This window comes from Actinomadura napierensis, assembly GCF_039529375.1.
In the GTDB taxonomy this organism is placed as follows: domain Bacteria; phylum Actinomycetota; class Actinomycetes; order Streptosporangiales; family Streptosporangiaceae; genus Spirillospora; species Spirillospora napierensis.
Window position 1 is genome coordinate 25,899 of record NZ_BAAAMR010000086.1, and the last position, 14,865, is coordinate 40,763.

Here is a 14,865-nt window from a genome sequence, read left to right on the forward strand (position 1 = left end):
CAGGCCGGCTCGTCGCTCATGAGGTGTAACCGCTCGACTCGGCCAGTTCGGCGGCGCCCTCCATCAGGTCGAGGACGATGGGGCCGAACGCCAGCAGCTTCTCGTCGTCGCCCGCCCGCTGGTAGCCCTGCTCCAGCACCACGCCCAGCTTCCATCTGGCGAGGACGAGGTAGTAGTCAATGTCGTCGACCTGGCGGCCCGAGACGTCGGCGTAGTGGGCGAGGAGCTCGTCGCGCGACGGCATCCCGCGCAGGTCGACATAGGACGCCTCGGACGCCTCGGGCGCGCTGGTGTCCTCCGGCCAGCTCTGGATCATCCAGGCGAGGTCGAGCTTGGGGTCGCCGACGGTGCCCATCTCCCAGTCGACGATGGCGGCCAGCCGGGCCGGTGCGCCGTCGCGGAACATCACGTTGGCGAACTGGTAGTCGCCGTGCATGATGCCGGGCACGTAGTCCAGCGGGCGGTGGGCGCGCAGCCACGCCGCGGCGGCGTCGAAGCCGGGGAGTTCGCGGCCCTTGATCCGGTCGAGGAAGCGCGTCCAGCGGTCGACCTGGCGCTCGTGGAAGCCGTCGGGGCGGCCGAGGTCGTGCAAGCCCTTGGACTTCCAGTCGACTTTGGACAGCAGGGCGATGCCCTCGGCGAGCTGGTAGCCGAGCCCGGCGCGCGCCTGGGTATCGGTGTCGAAGGGTTCGGGCCAGCTCGTCCGGCCCATGGGGGACCAGCCGTCGACGAATCCCATGAGGTAGAAGGGGCGGCCGAGCACCGAGGCGTCCTCGCACACCGCGACCGCCTTGGTGTGCGGCACTTCGGTGCCGTCCAGGGCCTCGACGATGCGCCATTCGCGCAGGATGCCCTTGTCCCGGTCGGCGGGCGCCTCCGGCGGAGGGATCCGGATGACGCAGCGCTCGTCACCCCGGACGACCTCGTGGATCTCGTTCTGCGTTCCACCGGACAGCAGCCGGTGCTCGGTCGGGGCGCCCTTGCCGGGCAGCCCGGCGTCGTCCATCCAGGCGGCGAGCCGTTGAAAGTCGATCACAGGTTCCCCACCTCGTGTTCGATGCGGTCGGCGAACTTGGCCCGGGCGGCCTCGGCCTTTCCCGGGATCCATTCCGTGGGCCACCGGCCGTCGGTGGGCCGGTAGCCGCGCAGGACCTGCTTGGCCACAGTGACCTTGTGGACCTCGGTCGGGCCGTCGGCGAGGCCCATCACGCCGGCGCCGTGGATCATCTGGAAGAACGGCATCTCGTTGGTGGTGCCGAGCGCGCCGTGGACCTGCATGGCGCGCCAGGCGATGTCGTGCAGCACCGTCGGCATGACGACCTTGGCCGTGGCGATGTCCTTGCGGACCTTCTTGTAGTCGTTGTGCTTGTCGATCTGCCACGCGGTGTACAGGACGAACAGCCGGAACTGGACCAGCTGCGCGTAGGAGTCGGCGATGTAGCCCTGGACGAACTGCTTGTCGGCCAGCAGGCTGCCCTGCGTCTCGCGGGACAGCGCGCGTTCGCACATCATGTCCAGGGCCTTCTGTGCGAGCCCGATGGTCCGCATGGCGTGGTGGATGCGGCCGCCGCCCAGCCGGGTCTGCGCCACGGCGAAGGCCTGGTTCTCGCCGCCCAGCAGCGCGTCCGCGGGGACGCGCACGCCGTCGTAGTGGATGAGCGCGTGGAAGCCGTCGTTCATCGCCTCGCCGTACAGGCCGACGTTGCGCTCGATCTTGACGCCGGCCGTGTCGGTGGGGACCAGGAACATCGACATGCCCTGGTACCGGCTCACCTCGGGGTCGGTCACCGCCATCACGATGAGGAACGAGGCCACCTTGGCGTTGGAGGAGAAGTACTTCCAGCCGTTGATGACCCACTCGTCGCCGTCCTTGTCGGCCCGGCAGGTGAACCGGGTCGGGTCGGCTCCGGCGTGCGGCTCGGTCATCGAGTAGCTGGAGAAGATCTCACCGTCCAGCAGCGGCTGCAGGTAGCGCTCCTTCTGCTCCTCGGTGCCGTAGTGCGCGATGATCTCGGCGTTGCCGGTGTCCGGTGCCTGGCACCCGAACACGTGGGACGCCCATGGCGAGCGTCCGAGGATCTCGTTCAGCAGCGCCAGCTTGAGCTGGCCGTGGCCCTGGCCGCCCAGCTCAGGGCCCAGATGCGTCGCCCACAGCCCCTGCCGCTTCACCTCGGCCTTGAGCGGCTCCAGGATCCTGCGCTTGGTCTCGTCCCGGGGCAGGAAGGTCTCGTTCCCCCAGAGAAGATCGAGCGGTTCGACCTCCTCCCGTACGAACGCGTCCGCCCAGTCCAGCTTCCCCTGGTACTCGGGGTCGGTCTCGAAGTCCCATCCCATTGCACCCTCCTCTCGTTGGTGAGAATATCATTCTCGTAACGCAGAATACAGTTCTGATCTTGGTGGTGTGTGCCCGTTCACCGGGACTGGACGGGTGCTCTGCCCGGCGAGCCTTCGAATCGTCAGGATGGTGTGATGAGCGACCAACACGAGGTGCGCACCCCGGCCGAACTGTTCGACCTGACCGGCAAGGTCGCGCTCGTCACCGGCGGAAGCCGGGGGCTGGGCCGCGCGATCGTGCTCGGCTACGCCGCCGCCGGCGCGGACGTGGTGATCTCCAGCCGAAAGCTCGACGCCTGCGCTGCTGTGGCGAGGGAGGTCGAAGCGCTCGGACGCAGGGCGCTTCCAATCGCCTGCCACGTCGGGCACTGGGACGAACTCGACACGCTGGCGGAGCGGTCGTACGAGCATTTCGGCAAGATCGACGTGCTGGTCAACAACGCGGGAATGTCGCCGCTCGCACCGTCATCGGCGCAGACGAGCGAGGAGCTGTTCGACAAGGTCGTCGCGGTCAACTTCAAGGGGCCGTTCCGGCTGTCGGCGGTCGTCGCCGAGCGGATGGCGGCGGCGGACGGCGGCTCGGTCATCAGCGTCTCCAGCACCGGCGCGTTGCGTCCGTCGCCGACGTTCGGCCCGTATGCCGGATCGAAGGCCGCGCTCAATGTGATCAGCGTGGCCTTCGCGCAGGAATTCGCGTCCAAGGTGCGCTTCAACGTGATCTCACCGGGCGGGTTCTACACCGACGTCTCCAAGGGGTGGGCCGTCCCGGGCAGGGACGAGCCCGGCCAGCTTCTCCGGTGGTTCGGCTATGCGAAGGAGATCGTCACTGCGGCGCTGTACTACGCCAGCGACGCATCGTCGTACACGACCGGCTCACTGCTCAGAGTCGACGGCCTCGGGCCGGTCTGATGAACGAGAATCCAGCCCCGGGCCAGGTGGGCGACGTCGCGAGCCGGATCGCCCAGCGTGCCCTCGCGAAGCGAGGCGCCGACTACGCCGACGAGGTGCGCCGGCTGCTCGATGCCGCGCTCGACGTCATGAAGGAGCGCGGCACGGCGTCGCGTCCGCGTGTGGCCGACATCGTGAGCGCGGCCGGACTGTCGAACGAGGCGTTCTACAGGCACTTCCCCTCGAAGGACGCGCTGGTCGCGGCCCTGCTCGAGGACGGAGCCGAGCGCCTGTACAGCTACGTGGCCCACCAGATGGCCAAGGAGCCGACGCCGGAAGGGAAGGTGCGCCGCTGGGTGCAGGGCGTGCTCTCCCAGGCCGACGAGGAGATCGCCGCGACCACGCGGGCCGTGCTGTGGAACGCGGGCGCGGTGAGCGAGGTCGTCGGCTCCGTGCCGCCGACTCCGAGCGACCGCCTGGCCGAATTGCTGCCCGGACCGCTGCGCGAACTCGGCAGCGCCGACCCGGCCTTCGACGCGTCGCTGGCCGCCTATGCGACCTTCGGCAAACTGGGCGGCTACCTGTGGAGCGGAAGCGGTCCCACGGACGGCGACATCGGGCGCATCACGGCGTTCTGCCTCCGTGCGATCACCCCGATGGACGGTGGATCGACGTAGGGCCTGGTCGGGCATGCCGCCCGACCCGGACGATCACCTGTCCGGGTCGGCCAGGGTGATGAGGGCGAAGCGGACGCCCGTGGGGTCGGTCATGATCGAGAATCGGCCCAGGTCGATGTCGGCCGGCGGCACCCGGACCCGGGCGCCGAGCTCGACGGCCCTGCCGGTGGCGGCGTCGCAGTCCGGGACGTCGAAGTACGGGGTCCATTGGGAGGGACGGTCCGCGGGCCAGGTGTCGTCCATGACGACGGCGCCGGCCACGAGCTGGTCGCCGACCTTCCAGCGGGTCCAGGCCGGATGCCCGTCGTCGGCGTCCATGACCGACCAGCCGAAGACCCGACCGTAGAAGCGCCCGGCCTCGGCGAGGTCGCGGCAGGCCAGCTCGACGAAGCACGCGGCCGAGCGTTCACCGATCACCGTGGTCTCGCCCGAGGGGCCCGGTTGCCAAATGGCGAATTCGACGCCCTGGGTATCGGCGAACTGGGCTATCCGGGCCATCTGCGCGACGTCGGTGGGGTCGACGAGGCACCGGCCGCCCGCGGCCTCGACGGTCCCTACGCACGCGTCGACGTCGTCGACCCTGAAGACGCAGGTCCACGAGGGGGACTGGGTGTCGTCGGCCAGAGCCTGGACCCCGGCGATGCCCGGGCCGGAATCGCCTTCGGTGAGGATCTCGTAATCGGCGAATCCGCTGAACGTCAGCGTGTAGGACTCCCAGCCGAACAGGTCGCAGTAGAACGCCTTCGAAGCGTGCGAATCCGGGCTGCCCAGATCGACCCATGACTGCGTGCCATGGACGTCATAACTCATGACGGGCCGCACCTGATTCACAGCACAAACGCTAGGTGCGCCACCGTCATGCGATCGACCGGTCCGGTTTTCGGTTTCGCCAAGGATCAGGCGTTTTCGACGCCCCGCGGCGGGTCGTTTCTCCTCTGATCGGCTGGGTAGGGTGGCGTGGAGTTCCGCCGTGCGTCCGCGGACGATCCGTTCGACAATCCGAGGAAGCGATCATGGCGGACAACCCTGCCACCGGCCATTCCCGCGACGACCCGCCCGATGTCGGCCGGCCCGATGCCGGCCGGCCCGATGCCGGCCTGGCGATGGCCGCGGGAGGCGTGTCGCGGGCGTTGCAGTCCATGACCGTGATCTCGCAGGCCGACGGCGTGGCGTTGATGCTGGCCGACGGGCACGGCAGGTTGCGGGCGGTGGGCGGGTCCAGCGCCGAGGGCCTGGAGCTGCAGTACGCCGAGCAGTCCGAGCAGTCGGGGCCGGCGCACGAGTCTGTCGCCGCGGACCGTCCGGTCGCGGTCGCGGACCTGCGGCGGCACGGCGGCGCCGGCTACGAGCGGCTGGCGCGGCGGGCCGCCTCGGTGCGGGCCGTGCTGTCGATCCCGGTGCACGTCGAGGGCACCGCCACCGGAGCGCTCAACTTCTACCGGCGCACACCCTGCCGCTGGACCAGCGACCACATCGCCGTCGGCGAGCACCTGGCCGAGACCGCCGCCGACCTGCTGGTCGGCCTCGCGGCAGCGGCCCGCGAGCACCGCGAACGGTGACGTCCGCCCGCGTTCACTTTCAGGGCGTCACGGCACCTCGACGTCGCCGGACGCTCCCGAACACCCCCGAAGGGGTCTGATGCACATCAACACCGACGCCTTGCGCACCAGCCTGGAACAGCTGCGCAAGTCCCCGCACGACACCGATGTGGTCCGCGCGCTGGGGCGGATCGTCGGCTCGGTCGACCAGCTGTTCGGCTACGACGGCGCCGGGATCATGCTCATCGACGAGCACCAGCGGCTGATGTTCGTGGCCGCCTCCGACGAGGTCGGGAAGTCCCTGGAACAGGCCCAGGCCGACGCCGAACAGGGCCCCTGCCACGACACCTATGTCGAGGGCCGGCTGGTCACCACCAAGGACGTGCGCTCTGACGCCCGCTGGCCCCAGCTGGTGGAACTGCTGGACGAGCGGGTGCGGGCGGTCGCCGGGGTGCCGATCAGGCTGAACGGCAGCCCCGTCGGCACCCTGAACGTGTACCGCTCCGAACCGGCCGAGTGGGACGACTCCGACATCTCCGCGCTGCGCGCCTATGCCGGTCTGGCGGCCGATCTCGTGACGGCCGCGCTGTCGTCCCAGGAGAACAGCGTCACCGCCACGCAACTGCAGTACGCGCTGGACTACCGCGTGGTCATCGAGCGCGCCATCGGCTACCTGATGGCCACCCACGGCATCGACGCCGTCTCCGCCTTCAACCGGCTGCGCAAGCAGGCCCGCGACAGCCGCCGCCGCGTCGCCGATCTGGCCGCCGAGATACTCGGCGACGACGTCCACTGACCCTCGGCACCCCACCTGACCGACACGCCCCGAAGCCTGTCCCATCCGATCCGATCCACCTTGGTCCGGCCCCTGACCCCCGCCCGGTCCCGGAGATCTCGCACCGCTCCCGGAGGGCCCATGACCACTGCACGACGCCGTCCCGCACCATCGCAGACGCAGAACGCCTCATCGAAGCCACCGCCGAGGTCGCCGTCGCCGGGCCAGGCGCCTCGGACGGCACCGGCACCGGTCCCGACCGGCGCAGGTCACCATGACCCGGAACCGGCTCCGCTGCAGATCGGCGTCCACCACGACGGCAGTACGACGGTGCTGCGGCTGCACGGCGAACTGGACGTGGCCACGGCCGCCGGCCTGCACCGCCACATCGCCGTCGTCCTCAACGAGCACGACCCGCACCGGCTGCTGCTGGAACTGTCGGAGCTCACCTTCACCGACTCCAGCGGGCTGGCCGTCATGGTCTGGGCCCACCAGAGCCTGGACCGCCGCGGCCGCCAGCTGCGGCTGTACCACCCGCATCCGCGGGTACTGCGCATCCTGCAGGTCACCGGCCTGCACACCCGCCTGCACATCACCGAAAGCGACCCCAAGGTCACCCTGTTCCGACGGCACCTCGGCCAACACCGCGCAACCGGCTCACCGGACGGTGCTCGCGCCGGTTCGCCCGTCGCCGCCGATGTTCCTCCACCCGCGCAATGACCTGGCCATCGGCCTCTCAAGAAACCGGTCGCGGTGCTGTCGGCGCGGGGATGGCGGGTAGCCGCACACCACGAACCGGTTTCTGGGGGCGGCTATGCGCATCGGTGGGCCGGTCGTCCCGATGGCGGCCACGGCGATCGACCACATCCCGGACGAGTCGGCGTGCCCGGGCGGTTGCCGGTACGAGCCCAAATGGGACGGGTTCCGCGCGCTGGCGATCGTCAACGAGGACGGCGGCGTCCGCCTGTGGTCGCGGCGCCTGAAGCCCTTCAACGATGCGTTCCCCGAGGTCGTCCTGGCGGTGTTCGACGTCCTCCCGCCCGGAACGGTGGTGGACGGCGAGATCGTCCGCTGGGGACGAGACGGGCGCCTGGACTTCGCCGCGCTGCAGCGCCGCCATGTCGCCGGACGCCGGCGGCGCGACCTCGCCCTGGCCGAGCCGTGCCACTACGTCGTGTTCGACGTGCTGGAAGCCGGCGGAACCGACTACCGGCCGAGGCCGCTGGCCGAGCGTCGTGAGGCCCTCGAACGTCTGCTCGCCGACGTCCCGGACGCTTCCCTGGTCGTCCTGTGCCCGCAGATGCGCGACGCCGGCGAGGCCCGGCTGTGGTTCGAGATCCTGCCCGCCCAGGGCATCGAAGGCCTGGTCGTCAAGGCCGCCACCGGCCGGTACCGCGAGGGCAAGCGCGGCTGGTGGAAGGTCAAGCACCGCACCACGACCGAGGCCGTCATCGGCGGCGTCACCGGAAGCATCGACGCGCCCCAGACCCTGATCCTCGGCCGCTACGAGCAGAGCGGGCGGTTGCGCGTCGTCGCCCGCTCCGCACCGCTCACCCCCGCCACGGCCCAAGCGGTGGCCGCCCTCCTGAGGCCGGCCGGAGACGAGCATCCCTGGCCTGCCGAACTGCCCGCGGGATGGGCCGGAGGTATGCCCGGCGCCGAGAAGCCGACCCCGTACGTCCGTGTCGTCCCCGACCTCGTGGCGGAGATCAGCGTGGACGCCGCGACCGAGCACGGCCGCTGGCGCCACTCGGTGCGCTACCTCCGGATTCGAGCGGAGCTGCGTCCAACGGACGTCCCCAAGGGGCTCGATCTGGAGTGACCGCGCCCGTCTAGGCTCTTCAGGGTGAATCTGGACGAAGCGCTACGCATGTGGGACCCGGAGCCGGGATGGCTGAACACCGCGAGCTACGGCGTGCCACCGGAACCGGCGTTCGAGGCGCTGCAGAGCGCGCTGGCCGAATGGCGTCGCGGCGCCAACGGCTGGGACAAGTGGGACCGGTCCACCGGCCGCGCGCGCACCGCGTTCGCGCGCCTGGTCGGGGCGGCGCCCGACGACGTGGCCGTGGGCGCCTCCGCCTCGCAGGTGCTGGCCCCGGTCGCGGCCTCGCTGCCGCCCGGCTCGCGCGTCGTCGTCCCCGACATCGAGCAGACGTCGAACCTGTTCCCCTGGCTCGTCCACGATCTCGACGTGCGCACGGTGCCGCCCGCCGACCTGCCCGGCGCGATCGACGAGCGCACGGACGCGGTCGCGTTCAGCCTCGTCCAGTCCGCGACGGGCGAGGTCGCCGCCGCGGACGAGGTCGTCGCGGCGGCGCGGGCGCACGGGGCGCTCGTCGTCGCCGACGCCACGCAGGCGGTCGGCTGGCTCCCGGTCGACGCGACGTCCTTCGACGTCCTGGCCGTCTCGGCGTACAAGTGGCTGATGTGCCCGCGCGGCACCGCCTTCTGCTACGTGAGCCCGGCCGTGCGCGACCGCATCCGAGCGGCTCGCGGCGGCCGGCATCCGCGCCTCCGTCCGCAAGGGCGCGGCACGGCTGGCCTTCCACCTCTACACGACCGAAGTCGACGTGGACGCCGCCGTCGCAGCGCTGATCTGAGCTGCGAACCGAGCGTCCGACGCCCGCGTGTGGCGGGTCAGAAGGTGAACGCGTGCACGGCGCGGTGCACGGCCACAACGAGCCCGGTCGCGGCGATCGTTCTCCGGCTCCCTGGGAGCGCCTCACAATTCGAGCGCCTGTGTCGTCGTGCTGGCGGGCCTGAATTCTTTCCCTGAGGAGCCGAAGCATGACGACAGTGACCACGCTCAGCGAACTGACCGGCGACTACGTGCTGGACACCGCCCGGACGCGGATCGGCTTCGTCGCCCGGCACACGCTGACCACGAAGGTGTACGGCCGGTTCGACGAGTTCGAGGGCGGGGCGCATCTGGACGGCGGCGACCCGTCGAAGTCCAGCGCCAGGCTCACCATCCGGGCGGGCAGCATCCAGACGCGCAACCGGCGCCGCGACGAATACCTGTGCAGGACGTTCCTGGACGTGGCGGCCCATCCGGACCTCACCTTCGCCTCGACCGGGGTGAGGCCGTCCGGTGACGACGGCTTCGCGGTCACCGGCGACCTGACCGTCCGCGGGGTGACCAGGCCGGTCACCGTCGAGTTCACGCTGATCGAGGCCGAGGACGACCCGGCGGACGGCTTCCGGGTCCGCTTCGAGGGCGGCGTGCCGATCGACCGCGAGGACTGGGGCGTGAGCGGGAGCGCCCTGACGAGGGCCATGGTCAGGCCGAAGGTCATGCTGGAGTTCGACGTCACCGCGGTCCGGCGGCCGTGACGGGACGCCCGGCGCGGGCCCTCAGGTCACCAGGCCGTTGCGGTAGGCGTAGACGACCGCCTGCACGCGGTCGCGCAGGTCGAGCTTGGTGAGGATGCGCGACACGTAGGTCTTGACGGTCTCATGGCTGATGACCAGCGCCGCGGCGATCTCGCTGTTGGACAGGCCGTCGGCGATGTGGCGGAGCACCTCCAGCTCGCGCGGGGTCAGCGCGGTGCCGCCCGGCGCGCCGTCGGCGGGGCGGATCCGCGCCGCGTACCTGCCGACGAGCTGCCGCGTCACCTCGGGCGCCAGCAGCGCGGCGCCGGACGCGACGGTGCGGATGCCGTGCAGCAGCTGCGCCGGCGGGGCGTCCTTGAGCAGGAACCCGCTCGCCCCGGCGCGCAGCGCCTCGTAGACGTACTCGTCCAGGTTGAACGTCGTCACCACGAGGACCTTGACGGGGTCCTCCACGTCGGCCCCGGCCAGCAGGCGGGTCGCCTCGATGCCGTCGAGCACGGGCATCCGGACGTCCATCACGACCATGTCGGGGGCCAGCCTCCGGGCGAGGTCGACGGCGGCGCGGCCGTCCCCGCACTCGCCGACGATCTCCAGGTCGGGCTGGGCGTCGATGATCGTCGCGAACCCGGTGCGGATCAGCGCCTGGTCGTCGGCGACCAGGACCCGGACGGGCGCGGTCGCGACCGGGTCCCGCCGTGCGAGCGGGGCCGGCCCGTCGTTGGCGATCTCCACGGCGGTCTCCTTCTCGGCGGTGCGGGGGGCTGGGGCGAGGCGATGGTGCTGGGGGGCTTCGGCGGCCCGGGGGGAGCGCGGCCAGGCTTCGATCACTGGGAGAGCCTAGCGGCGGGCGGCGGGGCGGGGACGCCGCATCGGGCGGTCCGCCCTGCGCTAGGGGCGCGTCCCGGGGGCGGTCGAGGCGCGGTGGAAGCGGGTCGCCCAATCGTGGAGCAGGTCGGTCAGCTCGGGCGGGCGCAGGACGCGGAAGTCGGCGCCGAGGGTGCCCAGCGCCATCGCCGGCCACTCCAGGGAGTCGGTGACGAGGTGCACGCGGCAGTGCTCGGCGTCGATCTCCTCCACCGTGCTCCACCGGCCGATGCGCTCCCGGGCGACTCGGGCCGGGACGTCCACGAGGACTTCGACGTGGTAGGAGCGGGGTGCGCTGTCGATGCGGGTCCGGACGAACTCGGCGGCGTCGGCGACGGGAAGGGTGCGCGGGCGGAAACGGGCGCCGGTGCCCTGCGGATCGGTGAGCCGGTCGACGCGGAGGTTGCGCCAGTCGCCGCGCGTCAGGTCGTAGGCGACGAGATACCAGCGGCGGCCGAGCGAGACGAGCCGGTGGGGTTCGGCATGGCGGTCGGTGCGGCGGCCGTCGGCGGCGGTGTAGGTGAAGTGGAGCCGCTCGTTGTCGCGGCAGGCGAGCGCGACGGTGGTGAGGACGGCCGGGTCGACGTCGGTCCGGGACGGGCCGCCCCAGCCGGCGGTCACGGTCATGGCCCGCAGCGCCTCGACGCGGCGGCGCAGCCGGGCCGGCATCACCTGCTCGATCTTGGCCAGGACGCGGACGGAGGGCTCGGCGATGCCCTCCACCGGGCCCTGCGCGGCGGCCTGGAGCCCGACGGCCAGGGCGACGGCCTCCTCGTCGTCGATCAGGAGCGGGGGCAGCGCCGCGCCGGCGGCGAGCTGGTAGCCGCCGTCGACGCCGCGCTGCGCCTCGACCGGGTAGCCGAGCTCGCGCAGCCGGTCGACGTCGCGGCGCAGGGTGCGCACGGAGACGCCGAGGCGGTCGGCCAGCTCGGTGCCCGGCCAGTACCGGTGGCTCTGCAGCAGCGACAGCAGCCGCAGCGTCCGGGTGCTCGTGTTGGCCATGACCTCCATTCTCTCGCAATTCAGGTCAAAAAGTGACCGCTATGGCCCGTAGCGTGGACCTTGTCCGACGGAACGAGACGACCTGGAGGTCAGGCCCATGAACGACACCGCCGAGAAGACCCGCAACGGAGCGCCGACGATGACCGGCGAGCGCGCCGACCTGCTGGCGCTGCTGGCCAAGGCCCGGCACTTCCTGCGCTTCACCGTCCGCGACCTCACCGATGACCAGGCCCGGCGGCGCACGACCACGAGCGAGCTGTGCCTGGGCGGGCTGATCAAGCACGTCACCTCGTGCGAGCGGAGCTGGGTGGACTTCATCGTGGAGGGGCCGTCCGCCATGCCCGACTTCAACGCCATGACCCAGGAGGACCTCAAGCGCCATGCCGAGGACTTCCTGCTGCTGCCGGACGAGACGCTGGAAGGCGTGCTCGCCGCCTACGACGAGACCGCGCGCCGGACCGAGGAACTGATCGCCGCGCTCCCCGACCTGGACGCCGCCCAGCCGCTGCCCAAGGCGCCCTGGTTCGACGAGGACGCGTCCTGGTCGGCCCGGCTGGTGCTGATGCACGTCGCCGCCGAGACGTTCCAGCACGCCGGGCACGCCGACATCATCCGCGAGTCCCTGGACGGCGCGAAGAGCATGGGCTGACCGGCGAAGCGCAGCGCGGCGTCAGCGGGCGGGCAGGAGGCGCGGCGCGGCGGCGGCCCCGATCGTGGCCGCCGCCGCCGACGCCGTGACGACCGTCCAGGCGCCCGGCCCGAGCGGGGTGCAGCCGAAGAACCCGCTGATCCCCGGCGTCTCGATCACCGCGAACAGCGCGGCGGCGGAGACGGCGCAGGTGGCCATGACGAGCGGGCTGCGCCAGCGGGAGATGAGGGTCTGGCCGAGCTGGGCGCCCACCAGCGACGCGAGCGCCATCGTCGACGCCCTGCGCCGGCCGCCGGGGACGAGGCTCGTCAGCCGCCCGAGCTGCCAGGACACCAGGGCCGCGGCGGCGGTGGCGGTACCGCGCACGGCGAGGACCCGCCGCATGTCCTTGCCGGTGAAGCCGCGGACCGGCTCCCCGCCGAGCGGCGCCGCGTCGGGTCCCGAGCCGGCCGGGGTGATCGCGACGGCGAGCGCCGGGAGCATGTCGGTCAGCATGTTCACCACGAGCAGCTGCCGGGTGCTGAGCGGCGCGTCCCCGCTGAGGGCCGTCCCGAGGACGGTGAAGGAGACCTCGCCCGCGTTGCCGCCGACGAGGATCGCGGCGGCGTCGCGGACGCTGTGCCACAGCGCGCGGCCCTCCCGCAGCGCGTCCAGGATCAGCGCGGTGTCGGGCGCGGTGAGGACGAGGTCGGCGGCGGTGCGGGCGGCGCCGGAGCCGCGGCCGACGACGGCGATGCCGACGTCCGCGCGGCGGATGGCGGCGGCGTCGTTGGCGCCGTCGCCGGTCATCGCGACGACCCGGCCGGCCCGCCGCAGGTCCTTGACGATCCGGACCTTCTGCGCGGGGGAGACGCGGGCGAAGACCGCGGCCCGCTGGACGGCGGCGATCCGGTCGGCGGCGGGCATCGCGTCGAGCTCCGCGCCGGTGAGGACCCGGTCCGCGTCGGGGATGCCGAGCTCGGCGGCGACGGCCGCGGCGGTGTCCGGGTGGTCGCCGGTGATCATGGTGGTGCGGACGCCTGCGTCGCCGAGCCGCTGCACGGCCTCCTCGGCGGTGGGGCGCGGGGTGTCGGCGATGCCGATGAAGCCGAGCAGCGCGAGGTCCTCGACGTGCTCGGCGATCCGCCCGCGCACCGAACCGGCATCGGCGACGGGCCGCTCGGCGATGGCGAGCACGCGCAGGCCCTGCCCGGCCAGCCGCCGCACGGTCGCGGCGGCGGCGCGGCGCCGGGACGCGGTGAGCGGTTCGTCGCGGTGCGCGGAGGCGTGGATCCGGGTGCACTTGGCCAGCAGCACCTCGGGCGCGCCCTTGACCGCGAGGACCGTCCGGTACCCGTCGTCGCCGAGGGAGGCGGAGAAGCCGCGGGTGGTCTCGAACGGCAGCTCCTCGTCCAGGGTCCAGCGGTCGTCCGGCGGCAGGGCGTCGACGCGGTCGAGGACGGCCCGGTCGGTGGCGTGCGCGACCTGCCGGCTGCGCGGCGGCGGGCAGGCGCGCGCGGCGGTGCGCAGGATGCGCCGCTCGGCGGCGCCGCTGAGCGGGTGCGGGCGGGTCGGGCCGGCCGCGCGGACGAGCCGGAGCCGGCCTTCGGTCAGCGTGCCGGTCTTGTCGAAGCACAGGGTGTCGACCCGGCCCAGCGCTTCGAGCGCGCGGGTCGAGCGGACCAGGACGCCGAGCCGCGACAGCCGCCGCGCCGCCGCGAGCTGCGAGACGGTCGCGACCAGCGGCAGGCCCTCGGGGACGGCGGCGACGGCGTCCGCGGCGCCGGAGCCGAGGGCGCGCCGCAGCGGCAGGCCGCGCAGCATGCCGAGGACGGTGACGGCCGCGCCGCCGAGCAGCGTGGCGGGCAGCGCCTGGTGGGTCAGCTCGGCCAGCCGCGCCTGCATGCTGGACGAGGCGTCGGCGGTCCCGGCGAGGGCGGCGGCGCGGCCGGTCTCGGTGGCCTCGGCGGTGGCGACGACCAGCGCGACCGCGCTGCCGGCGACGACCGTGGTGCCCTCGTACAGCATGCAGTGCCGGTCGGCCGGGTCGGCGCCGGGCGACGGTTCGACGTTCTTGTCGACGGGCACGGACTCGCCGGTGAGCGTGGCCTCGTCGACCTCCAGCGACTCGGCCCACAGCAGCCGGGCGTCCGCCGGGACGACGTCCTCCGAGCGCAGTTGGACGACGTCGCCGACGCGCAGCCGGCCGGCCGCGATCTGCTCGGCGTCGGCGGTCCGCAGGTGCGCGAACGGCTCGTCGCCCGGCTCGGCGACGGCGCGGGCGCGCAGCCGGCGGGCGCGGACCTGCTGGCCCAGCATCAGTTCGCCGAGGGCCTTCTCGGCCCGCATCCGCTGCGCGCCGCCGATCAGCGCGTTGCCCGCCATGACGCTGCTGACCAGCAGCGCGTCCACGCTGGAGCCGACGACGGCGGAGGCCGCCGCGCCGAGCGCGAGCACCGGGGTCAGCGGGTCGTCGAGTTCCTGCCGGACCGCGGCGGCCAGCCGCAGGCCCGCCTTCCCCGGCCGGACGAGCATCCGGCGCAGCGGCGCCGCCGCCGGGCGCGGTTCGCGGTCCGCCTCGGGTTCGGCCGCGGTGCGCGACAGCCGCCGGACCGCCTCCTCGGCGGTGAGGGCGTGCCAGGCGTCGCGGACGACGGGGGCGGGCAGCGGCCGGTGCACCAGCCGCCGGGCGCTCAGCCCGTTGGCCAGCATCGCCATCAGGGACGCCGCGTCCACCGGCGGCAGGTCCTGCCAGGACGCGGCGGCGCGGCGCAGCGGGCCGCCCGCGCTGCTGATCGCCGGCCGCCGGCCCCGGCGCCGCGCGGG

The 14,865-nt window shown here is 72.8% G+C and carries 15 protein-coding genes; 9 read left to right on the forward strand and 6 right to left on the reverse strand.

Going from position 1 to position 14,865, the window contains the following annotated elements:
- Positions 1-16 precede the first annotated feature (16 nt).
- Positions 17-1,036, reverse strand: coding sequence for a phosphotransferase family protein (locus ABD296_RS35835; protein WP_344277852.1), 1,020 nt, complete (start codon positions 1,034-1,036; stop codon positions 17-19).
- Complete coding sequence (locus ABD296_RS35840; RefSeq protein WP_344277855.1) at positions 1,033-2,334, reverse strand: acyl-CoA dehydrogenase family protein; 1,302 nt, start codon at positions 2,332-2,334, stop codon at positions 1,033-1,035. The genes ABD296_RS35835 and ABD296_RS35840 overlap by 4 nt, the downstream gene beginning before the upstream one ends.
- 135 nt (positions 2,335-2,469) lie before the next feature.
- Here ABD296_RS35840 and ABD296_RS35845 point away from each other — a divergent pair, with 135 nt between their 5' ends.
- Entirely contained in the window at positions 2,470-3,243 is a 774-nt protein-coding gene (locus tag ABD296_RS35845; protein ID WP_344277858.1) for an SDR family NAD(P)-dependent oxidoreductase, read from the forward strand.
- Positions 3,243-3,899 carry a TetR/AcrR family transcriptional regulator gene (locus ABD296_RS35850; RefSeq protein ID WP_344277861.1) on the forward strand — a complete coding sequence of 219 codons (657 nt, stop codon included), beginning with the start codon at positions 3,243-3,245 and terminating at the stop codon, positions 3,897-3,899. The genes ABD296_RS35845 and ABD296_RS35850 overlap by 1 nt, the downstream gene beginning before the upstream one ends.
- A 33-nt stretch (positions 3,900-3,932) precedes the next feature.
- On the opposite strand, the gene ABD296_RS35855 is transcribed toward ABD296_RS35850, so the two are convergent.
- A complete protein-coding gene (locus tag ABD296_RS35855; RefSeq protein ID WP_344277864.1) occupies positions 3,933-4,709 on the reverse strand; it encodes a VOC family protein in 777 nt (258 codons plus the stop codon).
- A 203-nt stretch (positions 4,710-4,912) separates the two neighbouring features.
- Between ABD296_RS35855 and ABD296_RS35860 the strand changes: the two genes are divergently transcribed.
- The 6 genes from ABD296_RS35860 (at position 4,913) to ABD296_RS35885 (ending at position 9,545) form a co-directional block, all read left to right on the forward strand.
- Positions 4,913-5,458: a GAF domain-containing protein gene (locus ABD296_RS35860; protein ID WP_344277868.1), complete on the forward strand. Its 546-nt coding sequence runs from the start codon at positions 4,913-4,915 to the stop codon at positions 5,456-5,458.
- Between the two features lie 79 nt (positions 5,459-5,537).
- Positions 5,538-6,233 (forward strand): GAF and ANTAR domain-containing protein, encoded by a 696-nt coding sequence (locus tag ABD296_RS35865; RefSeq protein ID WP_344277871.1) that lies wholly within the window; start codon positions 5,538-5,540, stop codon positions 6,231-6,233.
- 120 nt (positions 6,234-6,353) lie between these two features.
- Positions 6,354-6,932 carry an STAS domain-containing protein gene (locus ABD296_RS35870; RefSeq protein ID WP_344277874.1) on the forward strand — a complete coding sequence of 193 codons (579 nt, stop codon included), beginning with the start codon at positions 6,354-6,356 and terminating at the stop codon, positions 6,930-6,932.
- A 94-nt stretch (positions 6,933-7,026) separates the two neighbouring features.
- The gene (locus ABD296_RS35875) at positions 7,027-8,034 is read left to right on the forward strand and encodes an ATP-dependent DNA ligase (protein WP_344277877.1); all 1,008 of its coding nucleotides are present in this window, start codon (positions 7,027-7,029) and stop codon (positions 8,032-8,034) included.
- 24 nt (positions 8,035-8,058) lie between these two features.
- Positions 8,059-8,988: an aminotransferase class V-fold PLP-dependent enzyme gene (locus ABD296_RS35880; RefSeq protein ID WP_344277880.1), complete on the forward strand. Its 930-nt coding sequence runs from the start codon at positions 8,059-8,061 to the stop codon at positions 8,986-8,988.
- An 11-nt stretch (positions 8,989-8,999) separates the two neighbouring features.
- A complete protein-coding gene (locus ABD296_RS35885) occupies positions 9,000-9,545 on the forward strand; it encodes a YceI family protein (RefSeq protein ID WP_344277883.1) in 546 nt (181 codons plus the stop codon).
- Positions 9,546-9,566: 21 nt separating this feature from the next.
- On the opposite strand, the gene ABD296_RS35890 is transcribed toward ABD296_RS35885, so the two are convergent.
- Positions 9,567-10,271: a response regulator transcription factor gene (locus ABD296_RS35890; RefSeq protein ID WP_344277898.1), complete on the reverse strand. Its 705-nt coding sequence runs from the start codon at positions 10,269-10,271 to the stop codon at positions 9,567-9,569.
- A gap of 162 nt (positions 10,272-10,433) precedes the next feature.
- Positions 10,434-11,411 (reverse strand): helix-turn-helix transcriptional regulator, encoded by a 978-nt coding sequence (locus ABD296_RS35895; protein WP_344277886.1) that lies wholly within the window; start codon positions 11,409-11,411, stop codon positions 10,434-10,436.
- Between the two features lie 97 nt (positions 11,412-11,508).
- Between ABD296_RS35895 and ABD296_RS35900 the strand changes: the two genes are divergently transcribed.
- Complete coding sequence (locus tag ABD296_RS35900; RefSeq protein ID WP_344277889.1) at positions 11,509-12,060, forward strand: DinB family protein; 552 nt, start codon at positions 11,509-11,511, stop codon at positions 12,058-12,060.
- 21 nt (positions 12,061-12,081) lie between these two features.
- Here the strand turns inward: ABD296_RS35900 and ABD296_RS35905 are convergent.
- The coding region (locus ABD296_RS35905; RefSeq protein WP_344277892.1) for a cation-translocating P-type ATPase at positions 12,082-14,865 on the reverse strand (2,784 nt) is incomplete at its 5' end.

Excerpts from the sequence above, each read along its gene's own strand:
- ABD296_RS35865 (WP_344277871.1), top strand. The coding sequence starts at position 5,538 with ATGCACATCAACACCGACGCCTTGCGCACCAGCCTGGAACAGCTGCGC.
- ABD296_RS35870 (WP_344277874.1), top strand. The coding sequence starts at position 6,354 with ATGACCACTGCACGACGCCGTCCCGCACCATCGCAGACGCAGAACGCC.
- ABD296_RS35895 (WP_344277886.1), bottom strand. The coding sequence starts at position 11,411 with ATGGCCAACACGAGCACCCGGACGCTGCGGCTGCTGTCGCTGCTGCAG.
- ABD296_RS35850 (WP_344277861.1), top strand. The coding sequence starts at position 3,243 with ATGAACGAGAATCCAGCCCCGGGCCAGGTGGGCGACGTCGCGAGCCGG.
- ABD296_RS35900 (WP_344277889.1), top strand. The coding sequence starts at position 11,509 with ATGAACGACACCGCCGAGAAGACCCGCAACGGAGCGCCGACGATGACC.
- ABD296_RS35885 (WP_344277883.1), top strand. The coding sequence starts at position 9,000 with ATGACGACAGTGACCACGCTCAGCGAACTGACCGGCGACTACGTGCTG.
- ABD296_RS35840 (WP_344277855.1), bottom strand. The coding sequence starts at position 2,334 with ATGGGATGGGACTTCGAGACCGACCCCGAGTACCAGGGGAAGCTGGAC.
- ABD296_RS35855 (WP_344277864.1), bottom strand. The coding sequence starts at position 4,709 with ATGAGTTATGACGTCCATGGCACGCAGTCATGGGTCGATCTGGGCAGC.
- ABD296_RS35845 (WP_344277858.1), top strand. The coding sequence starts at position 2,470 with ATGAGCGACCAACACGAGGTGCGCACCCCGGCCGAACTGTTCGACCTG.
- ABD296_RS35860 (WP_344277868.1), top strand. The coding sequence starts at position 4,913 with ATGGCGGACAACCCTGCCACCGGCCATTCCCGCGACGACCCGCCCGAT.
- ABD296_RS35875 (WP_344277877.1), top strand. The coding sequence starts at position 7,027 with ATGCGCATCGGTGGGCCGGTCGTCCCGATGGCGGCCACGGCGATCGAC.